Source organism: Pedobacter caeni (assembly GCF_900129215.1).
Classification (GTDB): domain Bacteria; phylum Bacteroidota; class Bacteroidia; order Sphingobacteriales; family Sphingobacteriaceae; genus Pedobacter; species Pedobacter caeni.
Genome location: NZ_FQUQ01000004.1, coordinates 168,312 through 184,703, shown reverse-complemented (window position 1 = coordinate 184,703; position 16,392 = coordinate 168,312). Strand labels below are relative to the sequence as shown.

10 protein-coding genes are annotated in these 16,392 nt (G+C 42.6%); 5 read left to right on the top strand and 5 right to left on the bottom strand.

The annotated features are described in order from the left end of the window. Positions 1 to 135 precede the first annotated feature (135 nt). Together BUC20_RS20170 and BUC20_RS20165 are read left to right on the top strand one after the other, a co-directional pair. Positions 136 to 1,281 carry a helix-turn-helix domain-containing protein gene (locus BUC20_RS20170; protein ID WP_073232894.1) on the top strand — a complete coding sequence of 382 codons (1,146 nt, stop codon included), beginning with the start codon at positions 136 to 138 and terminating at the stop codon, positions 1,279 to 1,281. 194 nt (positions 1,282 to 1,475) lie between these two features. Continuing rightward, positions 1,476 to 3,851 (top strand): outer membrane beta-barrel protein, encoded by a 2,376-nt coding sequence (locus tag BUC20_RS20165; RefSeq protein ID WP_073232893.1) that lies wholly within the window; start codon positions 1,476 to 1,478, stop codon positions 3,849 to 3,851. Here BUC20_RS20165 and BUC20_RS20160 read toward each other — a convergent pair. Further along, complete coding sequence (locus BUC20_RS20160; RefSeq protein ID WP_073232892.1) at positions 3,848 to 5,353, bottom strand: tetratricopeptide repeat protein; 1,506 nt, start codon at positions 5,351 to 5,353, stop codon at positions 3,848 to 3,850. The genes BUC20_RS20165 and BUC20_RS20160 overlap by 4 nt on opposite strands. A gap of 165 nt (positions 5,354 to 5,518) precedes the next feature. Between BUC20_RS20160 and BUC20_RS20155 the strand changes: the two genes are divergently transcribed. Continuing rightward, a complete protein-coding gene (locus tag BUC20_RS20155) occupies positions 5,519 to 6,865 on the top strand; it encodes a MutS-related protein (RefSeq protein WP_159441134.1) in 1,347 nt (448 codons plus the stop codon). On the opposite strand, the gene BUC20_RS20150 is transcribed toward BUC20_RS20155, so the two are convergent. The 3 genes from BUC20_RS20150 to BUC20_RS20140 are packed head-to-tail and all read right to left on the bottom strand — an operon-like array spanning position 6,834 to position 11,611. Then, positions 6,834 to 8,825: a M1 family aminopeptidase gene (locus BUC20_RS20150; RefSeq protein WP_073232890.1), complete on the bottom strand. Its 1,992-nt coding sequence runs from the start codon at positions 8,823 to 8,825 to the stop codon at positions 6,834 to 6,836. The two genes, BUC20_RS20155 and BUC20_RS20150, sit on opposite strands and share 32 nt — an antisense overlap. Positions 8,826 to 8,877: 52 nt before the next feature. Further along, complete coding sequence (locus BUC20_RS20145; protein WP_073232889.1) at positions 8,878 to 9,675, bottom strand: helix-turn-helix domain-containing protein; 798 nt, start codon at positions 9,673 to 9,675, stop codon at positions 8,878 to 8,880. Between the two features lie 37 nt (positions 9,676 to 9,712). Then, a complete protein-coding gene (locus tag BUC20_RS20140) occupies positions 9,713 to 11,611 on the bottom strand; it encodes a TonB-dependent receptor plug domain-containing protein (RefSeq protein WP_073232888.1) in 1,899 nt (632 codons plus the stop codon). A 205-nt stretch (positions 11,612 to 11,816) separates the two neighbouring features. Here BUC20_RS20140 and BUC20_RS20135 point away from each other — a divergent pair, with 205 nt between their 5' ends. Next, positions 11,817 to 14,156 carry a TonB-dependent receptor gene (locus BUC20_RS20135; RefSeq protein WP_073232887.1) on the top strand — a complete coding sequence of 780 codons (2,340 nt, stop codon included), beginning with the start codon at positions 11,817 to 11,819 and terminating at the stop codon, positions 14,154 to 14,156. Next, positions 14,153 to 14,998 (top strand): DUF4249 domain-containing protein, encoded by an 846-nt coding sequence (locus BUC20_RS20130; RefSeq protein ID WP_073232886.1) that lies wholly within the window; start codon positions 14,153 to 14,155, stop codon positions 14,996 to 14,998. The genes BUC20_RS20135 and BUC20_RS20130 overlap by 4 nt, the downstream gene beginning before the upstream one ends. Before the next feature lie 52 nt (positions 14,999 to 15,050). On the opposite strand, the gene BUC20_RS20125 is transcribed toward BUC20_RS20130, so the two are convergent. After that, positions 15,051 to 16,289 (bottom strand): hypothetical protein, encoded by a 1,239-nt coding sequence (locus BUC20_RS20125; RefSeq protein WP_073232885.1) that lies wholly within the window; start codon positions 16,287 to 16,289, stop codon positions 15,051 to 15,053. Positions 16,290 to 16,392 lie beyond the last annotated feature (103 nt).

The window sequence follows — 16,392 nt, the reverse complement described above, 5'->3', positions numbered from 1 at the left end:
GAAGGGTTGATACTCTGCTGGTTATAGGGGTGTCTGGGGCGCCAGGCAGGAATCTAAGCTGTGTTTTTTTTGAGCAGGGACATCCGGATTTGAAACAATGTATTACATTCGTATATAAACCAACAAAAGCAAACCGTGGAACAAAATCTAATCGCCATTATTTCAATAGTTGCCGTTTTTGTATCCTTACTTTTATCATTTTTCCTGCTCACGGTTGCTACGAATAATAAGCTGGGCAATGTTCTTCTTGCAGCTTTTATCATTCTGAATGCCATTGACCTTAGCGGTTGGTTTATCTATCCTGTTACCCGGCATTATCCGGATCTGGAAATGTTCCGGAGGAGCACTTCAGCTTTGATCAATCCTTTGTTCTTTCTTTATGCATTGGCACGCTGCTACACAGATTTCAGGTTAAAGCCTAAACACCTGTTGCATGCGCTTCCTTTTCTGATCGAAAACCTGTACTTATTACCCGTCTGTTATCTGGCAGAACCGGCAGGTAAAGTCAGCTTTTTAATTACTTACGGAGGGGGGTATACCGGAGCGATTTTCATGGTTTTTGGCCACCTGCAATTCGCATTTTATATCATTGCGGTTTTTCTGCTGCTGAGGAAATACAGAAAGGTTTACCTGGAAAACTATACGGATACGGCCACGATCACTTATAAATGGTTGTTTCAGCTGACTGTAGTCATCACTGTTGTTCATACGATCGTGATGTTTAAGGACCTGCTTTTGTTTATGGGATCTTCCGATATTTTTAACGGGGCGCAGATTTTTGTAGGGATCAATGCCGTATTTATTTTGTGCTGGTTTGTGATGAAGGCCTTGTATTATCCCGACCTGTTCAGGGGGATTGACTCCAGGTTAGCGCCAATTGAGGATAGCCTTCCTGCTCTGGCAGGAGAGGTTCCAATGAAGCAACAGGAAGGGAATGAGGAACAGCATAAAAAAATCAGACAGCTGAAGGAATATATGAGCAGTGCAGAACCTTACCTTGAACCTTCATTAACGGTCCAGGACCTGGCCATTCAAATGGAAATGCCCGTACGCGAATTGTCTATCCTGATCAATCAGCACCTGAATCAGCATTTTTTTGATTTTGTGAATGAATACCGCATTCAGAAAGCCATGATGATTTTAAAAGATCCGGCGAAAAGTGGTTTAAATATTCAGGAAGTTTTTTATCAGGTGGGCTTCAATTCGAAATCTTCTTTCCATACTGCATTTAAAAAATATACCGACCTGACACCAACACAGTTTCGCAATTCTTTTGTCTGAAGGACATTACTGTTCCATGCTTATCCTTTCCTGGTTTATTGATGAAAACGGTCTTTTACCAGTCTGTTTGCAAAAAGTCGTACGGTTTTGAAGAAAGTCGGACCGATTTCCCGATGAAAAAAAGAGTCCGACTTTTTTTGTCGGACGTTTCCCTTGTTGCGCCTCAGCACCTTTGTGGCAAACAAAATATAAATATGAAACGCGTCATTTTATTCATTCTGATCGCATGGCCGGTATTTGCAGGTGCACAACTAAAAATTAAAGGACAGGTGAAAAACAACCTGGTACAACTGGCCTGGGCAAACGTAATCTTAACCAATCCTGAGGGGAACCTTGTTAAAGGAACATTGACTAAGGACGATGGTTCTTTTGACCTGGATGTTAAAAAAGGTTTGTACAAGATCCGGGTCAGCTATCTGGGATTGGGAGATTGGGAGAAAAATCTTGTCCTTGAAGATGAGCTTGATCTGGGCACAATTGTGTTGACAGAAAAGCCAGGTCAGTTGCAAGGGTTTGAGGTATTTGCCAGGAAGAAAGCCATCACTTATAAAGCAGACCGTTTAATCTTTGATGTAGAAAGCAGTATTGCTGCCTCAGCCGGAGATGGTGTTTCTGCCATCAGTGCCGCTCCTGGTGTTGTGGTCCAAAACAATACCATCAGCATGCTGGGGAAAGGATCTTCCGCTGTGATGGTAAACGGGCGTATGCTGGAACTGTCTGGCAATGACCTGATCAGTTTTCTGAAATCAATACCGGCGAAAGACATCAGGAGTATTGAAGTGATCAGCAACCCACCGGCGAAATATGAAGCAGGGGGATCGGGTGGCCTGATCAATATCATTTTAAAGAAAGGAACAAGAAATTCCTGGAAAAATTCGACTGCTTTATCTTATGATCAGAACAGTTATGGTCTGGCCACATTAAGCAATAACTATTCCTACCATAAAAACAAAATCGGGTTTTCAGTAAGCGGATCCGGAACTTCAGGAAATAGTAAACTGAGACAGGAACTGGATACGGATTATCCTTCAGGGCCATGGAAGCTGACATACGATGGGAAACAAAAAGAAGACAAACTTTCCGGCCGGATGGCATTTGATTATGACCTTTCAGACCAGACGAGTATCGGCCTTCAATACCAGGGGAATGAGCAGCGTCCGGATTCCAAAGATTTTGTAGGCATCAGGATTTACAACCCCAATATGGAGCTGGATTCTCTGCTGATCAACCAGGGGGAGAGGGCTCTGCGGTCCGGAAGTCAGGCCTATAATGCACATGTGATTTCCCGGTTAGACACCCTTGGCCGGAAAATTTCAGCAGACCTTGATTATTTCAGTTATCATTCTAAAATCGACAACCGCTTTGTAGCCAATGTTTTTTCTCCGGATATGATTTTTTTGAATACCAATCAGGCGGCAAGAAATGTCTCCGGCAGAAGGATAGAAAATGGGAGTGTAAAGGTTGATGTGGAGTATCCCCTGAAATTCATGAGCTTGTCGTACGGAGGAAAGCTCAGCTTTGTAAAAAGTAACGGGGAGATCCAATATTTTAATACCATTTCCGGTACTGCTGTGATAGATGCAGGTCGTTCCAATGAATTCAGGTACCGGGAAAATAACCAGGCGATATATGTAAATGGAGTAAAAGAGCTGAACCCTAAACTGAGCATTCAACTTGGCTTAAGGCTTGAAAATACAGATACTGAGGGGGAATCGGCCACTTTAAACCAGAGGAATAAAAACAGTTACCTTAAATTATTCCCCAGCCTTTATTTCAGTTATAAAGAGAACAAGCATCATTTCCTCTTTAGTTACGGAAGGAGAATAAACAGACCTGATTTTGCGGTGCTGAATCCTTTTCGTTCCTACATCAACAGCAACAGTTATTCTGAAGGAAATCCTTTTTTGAAACCTTCTTTTGGTGATCATTTGGACTTTAGTCATGTTTACAAAGGGGTATGGAGAACCAATATCTTTTTTAACCTTATCAGGGATGGCTATGGTCCGGTATTTAGCTCCGATCCAGCAACAAATACACTGGTTCTGACCAGGGAAAACTATTATAAAGAGCAGTACTTTGGGCTTGGAGAGAACTTTAGTCTACAGTTGATTTCTTGCTGGGAAAGCCAGAATTCAATCTACCTTTTAGGCTCAAAAAGTAAGTTTATAAATCAGATTAAGGCCAGCCCTGAAAACACTGCGCAATTGTATTTATCAACCAATAATACTTTTTCATTAGGGAAATCTACGAAGCTGCAGGTAGATTATAGCTATAGCTCTTCCTTTAAAAAGGGATTGTATGAGATCGGGGCGATGTCCGGACTGAATATTGGCTTGCAACAATCGCTGCTAAAAAACAAGATGCAATTGTCATTGCTGATGAATGATGTATTCAATCAGAACTATTTGAAAAATTACCGTTCGGTAGTCAACGGAATCAGGCAGGTATACAGTGAAAACAATAGCAGCAGGTTCTTCAGGATCTCTCTGAATTATCATTTTGGAAACGATAATCTGACCGTAAAGCGCCGCAGTTTTGGGAATGATGATGAACGGAAACGGACAAATTAACCGGTATGCCGGTAAGCACTTCCAGTATGTCTGTAGGAACTTTCGGTATGGTCATGAAGCTTATTCACGATGTTTCTGATGGAATTGTCCAGGTGTTCTGCAGAGTCAAAAAGTGCATCCTCAAGTTCTACATAGGCGGTTTTTTTGTCTTCACTCATCTGAATCACCATGATGATGCCCTGGATATTACTCAGGTATCTTCTCACTTCGTGGGAGTTCATAAAAGAGATTTCTTTGCTTAATTTATTGTACATGAGTTCATTGTATTTTTTCTTCACCCTGGCAGATCTGTAGAGGAAGAAGAGCGCAACAATAAGCACCAGGGCAAGGGCCATTAACAACATGAAATAGTTCTTTTTGACTTTCATGTTTTCCTGTGCCAGGACATATTTGTTTTTAATTTCATCGTATTTCAGAAAGGTAAGGATGCTGCCGGTCCTCATCATGTTTTCTGCGTTGAGTAAGGATTGTTCCATCCCTTTTTCATAGTAACGGGAGGACAGTTCGAAGTTTTTTTCTTTCTGATAGGTATCTCCCAATAAGTCGTAGAGTATGCTCCGGGTGTATCCCGGATCTTTTAGTGCAGGAGAGGAAAGGAGTTTTAGTATGAGTTCTTTAGCCTCCCGGGTTTTGTCAAATAGCAGGTAAGCCCGGGCAAGGTGGATGGTGGTAAAGATATGGTCCTGATCTCTGTAATTGTTTGCCACCAGTTTAATGGCATCAATTACTGCGGTATCTTTTTTTAAGAAGAGCTCCATGTACTTTAAGCGGTGTTCAGCAATGATGTTATAGGGGAAGCTCTTTCTTGCGCTAAGTGTTTTCTTTGCATAGTATTGGAGGGAATCCAGATTTTGAAGGTAGAAATAAACAGTGGCTTTGTTTTGATAGATGAAATATGGAGCCACTCCATCTTTGTGTTTGGTGGCCAGTTCTGTAGCCTGGTTTAAGGCATTGATGGCTTCCTCATACAGGTTGTTTTTAATATAAAGGTCTGCAATGTTGTTATAATTGGCGACCAGGCGGGCGGTATCCCGGTTTTTCTGATAGATTTTACCAACCATAAGGTAGCTCTCCATGGCCCCCATATAATTTTCAAGATCGGTTTCGATAAAAGCAAGGATATTCAGCAACCTGGCTATTTGTGGTTTACCTTCTCCGGCTTCCTTAAGGGCGAGTAAGATATAGCGTTTTGCTTCTTCCATTTTTCGCAGTTTTTTAGCTGCCAAAGCCTCTATTTCATAAGCGAATGCTTTTTTTGTGGAGATGTTACTTTCTTCAAGTGCGGCTAAAAGTATATTTTTATTTGCAGCAATATGATCCGTATCGCTTGCCGTACTGATATAGGATATCGTAAGCTGATAGAGCAGTTCCTGTGCGGCTTTGGGAGGAAGATCGGGCAGTTTTTTTACTTTCTCCGATAAGCTTTCATCGGCATGTGAGGTTAATGAAAAAAACAGGCAAACCAGTAGTAAAAGAAGTGTCTTTTGAGTCCGTGATTTCATTCCGATTTAATTAAGTGTAATTCAAAACCGTATTTAAAATATCAAATAAAATTCGCAATTCGGCATAATCAATGATCACTTATAAATTATGATTGTGAAATGTCTTTTGGCGAAAACTGTTGCAATGTTTTGATTACCTTTCATGGGATTTTGATCGCAGATGCTATGAGTTTTAAAATGGATGCCCAGTCTTACAGGGACTTGAATGTATTTACAGATGGTTCGGGTTCAGATCCTATCGTTCAGCTGTTCAGGTGGACAAAGACGATCGGGGGGAAAGAGATGATCCGCGACATGATGGGAAAGCCCTCGTCCGATATTGACTTTTTGAATCGCCGGAAGGAGGCGATACAGTATTTCTATGATAAAAAGATCGTTCTGGAAGTCAAAGCCGAGCAGCTGGACCTGATTGAACATTATTTGAAGTTTAATAAAGCCCATTCCAGAAACAATATTCTGGATGCCCTGGTGTATTTTATTCAAAAGCGTTCGGGCAGTGATTATTATACCATCAGCAGCGGACTGCTGCATTTGATCCGTTTATTAAAATACCTTTCCGGTTTTACAGAAATTCTTTTGACTGAGGATGCCCCGGAACACCTGAAAGCAATAGGGCAAAGGATCGGACAGGTTCTTGAGCTTGATCAGCTAAAAGTGGCCAGGGGATGGAATAGAAAGAGGTTACGTTTTTATCAGCTCAGCAGACTGGATCACGCTTGCCGCGGGAAACTGAAGTCGGAGATCAAAGCCTTGTTGTTGCTCGTTTATGAGCTGGATGCTTTCGAAACCATCTCCAATACAGCGCGTACAAAGGGTTTGAGTTTTCCTGTTTATTCCGGCGCCAATGAAGTTAAGGTTAGTTTAACAGGGTTGTTTCATCCATCGATTGACCAGGCAGTAAAGAATAACCTTGCTTTGGAAAAAGGAGAAAACATCACTTTTCTGACCGGATCAAATATGGCCGGGAAATCCTCCTTATTGAAATCCCTGAGCCTCGCCATCTATTTGTCACACCTGGGCTTTCCTGTTCCTGCAACGCAGATGGAGACGACCATTTTCAATGGATTGCTGAGCACCATTAATTTACCGGACAACCTCAACCAGGGGTTGAGTCATTATTACAGCGAAGTGAAAAGGGTAAAGGAAGCGGTTTCAACGCTCCTGGAACAGGAGCGTATGTTTATCATTTTTGATGAACTCTTTAGAGGAACGAATGTAAAAGATGCTTTTGATGCTTCTTTGTTAATTATCTCTGAGCTTTCACATGTCCATAACTCCATCTTTTTTATTTCCACCCATATCGTTGAACTGGCCGATGAGCTCCGCAGGTTTGAAAACATTTCTTTTAAATACATGGATACCTTTTTTAAAGAAGGCAAACCGGTATTTACCTATCAGCTAAAAGAAGGCGTTTCACAGGAACGTCTGGGCATGTACATCATTGAGCAGGAAGGGATCATTGAGATCATCCGGCAGGTATCTAAAAAGACAATCGGTCTGTCATTGTCCTGATATGGTCGTTGTCGTTGTTGAGCTCATCTGCTTTTAAGGCATTCTGAACCGCCCAGTTGAACAATTCCCGGTCTTTTTTTTCTGCTGCAAGCTGTGCAATTCTGTAATAGCTGTACGCCAGGTAATCTGTAGTTCTTGAAGCACATCTGACGGCCCTCATGTAATATTCCAGTGCTTCTGCGTTTTTCTTCTGCGTCCCTTTCATACGTCCTAAAATATAGAGGAGAGAGAACTCAACCCCGTATTTGTCGGATTTTGATAGGGTATCGATATAAGAAAGTGCTAATTTTTCGGCGGCTTCAAATTTCTGTTCTATCCGGAGTTTCTGGACTGCAGATACTTTAGCCATCGCCACTGCTTCGGGTTTCATTTCTTCCCCCCAATGGATCACCTGAAAATAAGGATCCGTTTTGATGGACTTCACTTTCCCTTTTACCGGGATTTTCAGCTTGCTGATTTGTTGGCTGATTTCCACTTTTTTCAGGCTGCTTTCTCCGTTTTCATAAGTGATAAGGAGCTGGAGTGGAAAACGGTAGCTGTTGTTTTGTTGTGTGATGCTGAGCAGGACTTCATTTTGTTGCTGCTGCCAGGAGCTTTTCCATTCCGGAATACCGGTCTGCTCAAACCATTGTTTAAAAAACCAATCGAGTTTAGTTCCGCTGGCCAGACTGATCTCTTTTGTGAAATCTTCCCAGCGGAGACCGGAAGTCTGATATTTGGAGGTCATCTGATGAAGTGCCTTATTGAAATTTTGCTTTCCTACGGTTTCCGAAAGTAATTCCAGGACAAGAAAGCCTTTACTATCGGCAATGATGTGGTCATTGCTACCGGTTAAGCGGGTCAGTGGTTCGTCATTTCCTGCAGCCGCATTTTTCAGGTAGCCAAAGCCAGACTGATCTTTGATATAACCTGGATAACCTGTTTTGCGGTAATCAATGGCATGCTCCGGGTCAAACTTCTGTACCACCTGCAGCGATCCATATTGTGCCATTCCTTCCGAAAGGATGGCTTCCCCTTTGTTTCCTTTGGCCATTACCAGATTGCCCCACCACTGATGGGCAAGCTCATGACCGAACAGGGCATAGTTAAATCTCCTGATCGCAGAGCTGGGCATCAGGATGCCACCCAATAAACTCGCCCCACCAATTCCGGTTTGCTCGGACACATGTTCCGGAAATTCAATGATGCTGAAGCTGGGGATTTTTAAAGGGCCGAACTGGGTGCTGAGAAAGGAGAGGACCTGTTCTGATTTTATCGGTACTTCTTCGTTATAAGGTGTACTGGCCAGGGTATAGGCATAAAAGGGGACAATTCCGTTATAATGATGGGTATTGTAATTTCCGATGTATAAAGAGAAAATATCCGGTTGGGTATAGCTGAACTCCAGCGTTTTGGCCGGGCTGCCGGTTAACACTTTTGCAGTGCTGGCTGCCATCACTGCAGTTAGGGCAGGCGCAGTGGTAACGCTGATGGTTCCTGTACCTCTTGTATACTTTTTGCTGCCATCATCTGCAAGGGAATTTACCTGTGGATACCAGGCAGTACCATAACCACCTGCCATACAAAAAGTACTGTCTATGAAATACTGGAAGCTGCGTCTGGAACCACGTTCATACTGGTAATCAAAATTCAGCTGACTGCCGGGGGCCAGGCTTCTGGAAAAGCTGAGCTGGTAGACGATATCACCGGAAGAATTCCTGGAGGTATCCGTCTTGCTGATTTTAACATCGGTATTCAGTAGGCGGATGACCGGCTCTGTATCTCCTTTGGTTAGGACGATCTGTACCGAATCTGCCGAATAGGCCTCGGTCTGAAAAGATAGGATACCTTTTACTGAAAAGCTGCCTTTTGTTAAATCTGTTTTTACCTCCATCCGGTATTGAAGGTTCTTTTGTGCATAGCCGATGCTGCTGAACCCCAGAAGGCAGCATAGATACATATATTTGATTTTGGACCTCATCTTTTTTTTTATACAAAGGAAGGAAAGCCGGTTACAGGAAAATTGTATCAGATTAACCTTTTAATACGGAACGGAATTTATGAGGGGAAACGGGGTAAAACAGGCGGAAGGACTTGATGAAATGAGCCGCATCAGAAAATCCGGTAGCATAGGCAATTTCAGAAATGCTGAACTTGGTGCTAAACAGCAGTTCCATAGATTTTTTTACGCGCATCTGTAGTTTGTATTCCCCAATAGTGAGTCCTTCACGTTCCCGGAATGCCCTTGCCAGGTAGATGGGATGTACGAAGACCCTTTCAGAAATGCTGTCTATGGTATGTGGGGTTTCCAGTTCTGTTTCCAGGATCTTTTTAACCTTTGGAAGCCAGACCAGACGGGAAGGAATAGAGGTATTCTGATGTTCTGCCAGCCAGTTGAAGATGTATTCTTCTGATATTTCAGGGTCAAGATCGTTGCTGAAGGAATAGAGCAATTTGTAGAGATAACTGAAGGCTCCTGCCTGGTAAGTGGTGGCAAGCTCCGGTAATGCAGAGCGGAGACTATAAGCATCCAGGGCATCTTTTTTGAACTCAATGTTCATGCAGCTCCCACCGGTTTTTCCAAAGCTATTTGCATGGCGGTAACCGGAAGGACGGAGGATGACTTCCCCCGGGTTCATGATCCCATCGTTGCGTTTGTTGACTTCTTCATAATTCCCCTTGATCAGCAGGCTGAGGTAAGCATTTTCATGGTAATGCTCATGGATGTGTTCAGCAGGGGCATAGTGGGTGAGGTTTAATTTGAACAAAGGATGTTCGTTAAACTTCTTCTCTATGCCGAAATAGTTTCCGGAAGATAATAAAATGGCCATATTCGGGAGATCTCTAACCAAATATAGCCATTTAAGACTAGATTCCTGCCTTTAAGCCAAGGCTGAACCAGGAGCCGGGCATAGGGATGGCGGCGGCTTCAATGTACTGTACATTAAACAGATTGGCGGCATCTGCATAAATGCTGTAATGACGTTGTTTAAAGGCTACCCTTGCATCCATTACAGTATATGTTTTCTTACTGATCCGTTCATTATAACGGGCAGTAAGGGTTAAGTCTAACACTTTATACAGCTGGGCATTGACCGTTCCACTCAGCTGATTTCTGAGACTTTCCATGGTGTATTTTGAAAAATTGGCAGTGGGCATGGTGGTTTTGAAAGCCGGATCGAGATGGGTAAAAGAGCTGCCCAACCTGAGCTTGTTGAGCATTCCGTTTTCAGAAAGACCGGAAAACTGATAATCAGCACTTAGCGTAAAACCTTTGGTATCGACCTGGTTGTAATTTTGTGGCTGATACGGATCAGATTCTTTTGCTTTCAGCCAATCAATAAAATTATCAATCCTGCGGACAAAATAGCTCGCATTCATGACCAGTTGCTCATTGTTGAATTTAATCCCTCCTTCGGCGTATTTAGATTTTTCCGGACGAAGCTGGTCGTTTCCGATATTCGTAGGCCCATTATAATAAAGGTCTGTATAAGTCGGAAGGCGTTGCCCTGTTCCAAGATTGGCAAATATGCGCCAGTTGCCATAGAAGTTATAGCCTGCATCCAGGCCGGGGAAGGCCTGCCAGCCGTAATCCGAATTGTAATTGGTATACATTCCCAGATTGATCAGTAAACGGGATAGGGGTTCAAATTTATATTCCCCAAAGATGCCGGTATTGCTGCGGTTCCTTTTCCCGAGGTTGGTGCTTTTGATGTGTTCAGTCCTGGCTTCCAGTCCGAGGCCAAAAGTACCAATTGCGGTTTGAATCGTATTGTTGAGTTCTGCATCGAATACATTGCTCACATGGTGGTTGTGGAATTTATCCGGAGTTTGTTTGATGTATAAATAATCGTCTACATTGTTGCGGTAGCTGATTCTGGGTGTGAGGGTCCAGTGATCAGTGATTTTGGTGGTATAGGAGAGGGAGGCCAAAGCTGTTTTTACCGTTTCTTCAGATTCCTTATCTCCCGGGGCAGCATAATAACCATTGGCCCCGAACTTGTTGTGGGTATAGCCAGCCATTACTTCCAGCTGATCTGTTTTTCCCACATTTATTTTTCCCTGGTAATACAGTTTCTGATTATTGAAGGCCGTGTTGTAGCGGTAACCGTTTCCGGCTTCCTGACCAATGGAAAATAAATGTGAACTGCTGTTTAAGGCCAGCGTTCCACTTGCACGGATGCCATAATTGGCATAGGTATTCCCATTGTCTTCTTTCTTTTTAAAGCTGCTCCCGGAGAAGACAGTGGCAGAAAGGCCGGTGTTTTTTACGTTACGGGTGACAATATTGATCGCCCCTGTCAATGCGTTGATGCCATAAATTCTGGAGGCCGATCCCCTCAGTACTTCAATATGATCAATATCATCCATGCTGATGGGCAGGTTCATCATGTTGTGCCCGGTCTGAGGGTCTGAAACTTTGATGCCATTGATGAGTACCAGGGTCTGATCAAAAGTCCCTCCATCCATGCTGATGTCTGCCTGTGCGCCTCCCGGGCCACGCTGACGGACATCAACACCTGAGACATAACTCAGCAACTCACTTACTGACCTTACCGGCAGACTTTTGATCTTCTCCTGGTCAATAATAGAGACGTTCCTGTTTTGCTGGGAAAAGGGCAGCTGAAGCCTGTTTTCTCTGACCATGACTTCATTCAGTTTTCTCGTGGTATCGTTTAATGGTTTTGAAGGGTATGTGGTTTGCGCATTTAAGGTAATTGTACAGCCCATTAAGCTGAGCAGGAATGCGGAATTTCTAAAAAGCATGCTTCTCTATATATTTTGAGGGCCAAATATAGGTCTTTAAATGCGATCCTCTCTTTGCGCTTTTGGGATTTTGACAGTCAGATTTTTTTATTTGTTTGATGAAATTTTATATCTTATTTATTGATTTATTTGCGGTTTATGGTCGGTTTGATTAAAAAATGACGTTCTTTACGAACATAACGCGCTATCCCGTTTTTGTAAGTATATGTCTAAACCGTTTCTCGTTTTGTTGCTGTTGTTCCTGGCTTTTAATGGCAAGGCCCAGCAGGTATTTTTAGAAGGAGTTGTCCTGGCTGATTCCAGCAGGAAGCCGGTTTCAGGAGCCAGGATTTACTCAAAATCAGGTACCGGGCAAGCCCTGACTGATCAGAACGGTTATTTTAAACTGTCATTGGAAAGGGGGAGAAACGAGCTGCTGATCAGCCATGTGGCTTATGCCGCGCTAAAATCCGAATTGTTCCTTACAAAGGACCATCGTCAGACTTTCTATCTGAAATCGGGCACACAATTTTTGAATGAGGTCGAGATCAGCGGGAATAAAGGAGCGGTACTGCAAAGTAACCTGAATAATTATCACCTGCTGAAGAGGGCTGATCTAGAGAAGGGGCCTGCTTTTTTAGGTGTGCATGACCTGATCAAGACGATTCAGACCCTTCCGGGGATTGGCAAAGGGGGAGAAGGAAATTCAGGACTGTTTGTCCGTGGCGGCAGCTCCGGCCAAAACCTGGTGCTCTTTAATCATTCTGTTGTTTACAACCCTTCTCATCTGCTTGGATTTTTCTCTGTATTTAACCACAATGCCGTAGAGGAGGTAAAGTTTTATAAGTCTGGTATCCCCTCGGAATACGGTGGGCGCTTATCTGCTGTGATCGATATCAGGAGTGATCAGGAGGTTGCAGATTCGCTGAGACTGGAAGGGGAGTTGAGTGTATTGGCAATGAGCCTGAACCTGAAGATCCCCGTTACAAAAAAATGGTCTTTCGCAACCTCGATGCGGAAAACCTTTATGAACCATTCTGTATGGCCAATTGTAAACCGGTTAGGAAATAAGGATGAAAATAGCAACCAAATGAGGTATGATTTCTATGACCTGAACTTTTCATCCGCCTTATCTCTAACAAAAAAGGACCGTTTGTTCGCCACTTTTTATATGGGAGGGGATGATTTTGGCTTTGACATCCGCAGGTTCCAGATCAACAATGGAATGGACTGGCAGAATAGTGCCGCATCGATCAACTGGAACCGCATGGTTTCGGATAAGGTAGTCATGGACCATACCTTGAGTTATAGCGGGTACCGTTTTAATTTCGGGATGCAGCAGGAAGGTTTTAAAATTGGTGTCCAATCCGCAATCAGGGATTTTACCTATCGCTCGGCTTTACAGTTTTACCTTGATCAGCATCAGCTGAAAGCGGGGCTGGAACTCAGTCAGCATAAGTTTAAGCCCAATACCCCATCTGCAAGAAACGGGCTTACCGATTTTGATTATGGAATTCCCAATACTTATTTCGCTGATGAAGCCGCTTTGTTCCTCAGTGATGACTATAAATTTTCAGAGCGCCTGAGTGTATATGGTGGATTGCGATTAACCTGGTATCGCCATAAAGGGCCTTACAGTCTGACTGGCAAGGATGGTTCAGTGGTGGCATTCCCAAAGGGACAGACCTTGAGCGATGAGCTGTTTATGGAACCTTCCTTTACGCTGCGGTATCATCTGAACAAGAACACGGCATTGAAAATTTCCTACTCCAAAAATGTGCAGACGATCCACCTTATTCCTGTTACCGCCTCCAACTTCCCAAGTGATTTCTGGATGCCAAGTATCAATGGAGTCCCTCCTGAAAAGGGGAACCAATACAGCCTGGGCATTTTTAAGGAATGGGGTACATCCGGTTATGAAGGGTATATTGATTTGTATGCCAGGGATATGAAAAACGTCATTGAATTTTCCGGAGGCATGATGAATTTATTCGATAACCTGAGGATTGAAGACCATCTTTACCTGGGGAACGGGAAAAGCTATGGGGCAGAATTTTTCTTAAAAAAGAAAAAAGGAAAACTGACCGGATACCTCAGTTATACACTTTCCAGGTCTGAACGTACATTTAATGAAATTAATGAGGGGAATACTTTTCCTTTTAAATACGACAGAACACATGATTTAACCCTGGTTTCTGATTACAAATTAAATGCACGCTGGAATTTATCAGCGCTTTTCACACTGGCAACCGGGAATGCTTATACCAAACCGGTGAGCAGGTACCTGATTGCAGGAAATGTGGTGAACGAATATGGCGAATATAACAGCTCCAGGATGCCGCTGTACCATAGACTTGACCTGTCTGCAGGGTATCAGTTTCGTACAGGAAAGTATAAAAGTGTGCTTTCCTTATCAGTTTATAATGTATACAATAAAAGTAACCCCATGTTCAATTATTATATGGCCAGGGGAAGCCTGAATTCGGGCAGGGTGTCTGTTCAGGAAAAGTCTATTGCTTTACTCCCTGTCCTTCCCGCAATCAATTATAAAGTAATTTTCAGATGATGAATTATTGGAGAAATGTGTTTTATATCGTAGTGGTACTATTGACTTATTCCTGTAAGAAGGAAGAGAAACCTGCCGTTTATAAGCCAAGATTTGTGCTGGAGGGCTGGATAGAGAAAGATGATTATCCTTATGTGATTGTAACCCATAATCTGCCTTTTTTTACGGCGATAGATTCTGCACAATTGGCAGAGGTGATCATTCGTTATGCTAAGGTAACAGTGTCTGATGGAGTGGAAACAGAGGTGTTGACCGGTACAACTGATAAACGTTATTTTCCTTACTTTTTGTACAGGGGCTACTCTCTTAAAGGGAAAACCGGAGGCAATTATAAGTTGAAGGTGGAGTATGCAGGCAATACACTGGAAGCGGAGACTTCCATCCCTAAACGTACACCTCTGGATAGCATCTGGTTTGTTTCGAAGCCGAAGAATACCATGCAGCTAAATGTCCGCTTTAAGGATGCCGCTGAGGATAAAAACTACTATCGCTTGTATACGAAATTAGAGCGGGAGAAAAGTTTTATTCCAACCTTGCTCGCCAACCAGAATGATCAGTACTTTAACGGGAAGGAATTGCGGTTACAGGTGAACAGGGGCCCGGAGAGTAACCTGACGAGTAAACATGATCCTTATTTTATCAAAGGAGATACGGTGATGGTTAAATTTTCAGGGATACCGCAGACTGGATTTGAGTTCTGGAATAGTTTTCAGGATGAAGTGTTGAATGGTTCCAATCCATTGGTTGGGAGTACAAAGGCCTTGAAAACTAATATTAAAGGGCCTGGAGTTGGAATCTGGTGTGGTTATGCTTCCACGGTGTATCGGGTCATTGCCAAATAAAAAAGGGGATCAGTTCTAACTGATCCCCTTTTTTATGAATGCTTTTTGCGTTTTAGAAACGGTTGGCATAGGCTTCGAAATCGCCGATTAATTTGCTGAACCCAACTTTAAAGAATGCTTTCAGGCTTAATTTAGAACCGTCTTGAAATACCAGGCGAGGTTCTACTTCATAATAGGTAACCTTTTTCTCTACAGATTTATTGGTGATCGGATCCCATCCCCAATAAGAATAGGTGTCTTCGACCGATACAAAATCTGATTTTGCAATGATGGTATTATCTGTTGTATAGAAGGCCATTAGAATGGTATTGTTTGCATACGCTTCTGCTTTCTTTTTACTTTTTTCTGCTTCAGGAAGTTTTTCAGCGGCTTTAGTTGCTGCAGAAATTGCCTTCACATCAATCTGACCAGCCAATTGCAGATTCATGATCCGTATACCCGCATTCGCATTTTGCAAAACCTCATCGAATCTGGTTGCCTCTTTAATCGCATTAAGGTTCCCATTTCCATTTCCTGATGCCACGATGGCAAAAAGGGTTTCTGTTCCTTTAAGAAAAGCAACAGTTGAATTGATCGCTTTTAAATCATTGCTCAGTTTAACATTTAGGGCAAATGAACCTAAAGTCAGTTCTATGTTTGATTTTAAAGGTGTACCATCTGCGTTGAATTCGTATTGAGAGTTCAATTCCAGTTCTTTTTTCTGATCTACAGTTAATGTTGCTTTTACAGTGGCAGGCAATTCATAAGCTGTTCCGTCGACGGTTGCAGTTGCTTTTGAAGCGGTATAACTGGCCGTTAATATGGCATTGTTAGTCTTGGAAGCTTCGGTGGCCGGATAGCTGATTTCTAATTTATCCTTAGATGCTGTTTTTGTAAACTGGCTGGTTTTAGGATCCCAGGTATAAATTCCGTAGAATTCGTTTAAAGAACCAGATTTAACTCCTGTATTTGTGGAGGTAACTGCAGAAAAGATGGCATCTACATTTTTACCTTTAGCTGCGAGACTGCTGGAGAGCAGCTGTTTTCCTACTACAGAATTGGAAAGCAGTTCTAAATCCAGTTCCGCCAGTCTGCTGATTACCGCAATAAATTTCTCATTAGGTAAGGTGTTGATCTTTCCTAAAAAATTAACCCCACTGGTTTCTAAGGTCTTTTTGTGTTCTTCAACGCTGAGTTTGGAGTACTCCAACTTAACTGTAGGGTCTATTGGTGGTTTTTCAAGGAAATCCTTTTTTTTGCAGGAAACGAGAGCCCCTAATAAAAGGGCAGAGAATAAAATGTTTTTCTTCATTATGTCTGTGTTAATTTAAATTTAAACGAAGATAATTATAATTTTCCCTATTGGTTTGTTTTTGTAAAAATAAGAAGTTGTTTTTTGATATAATTTACGTTAC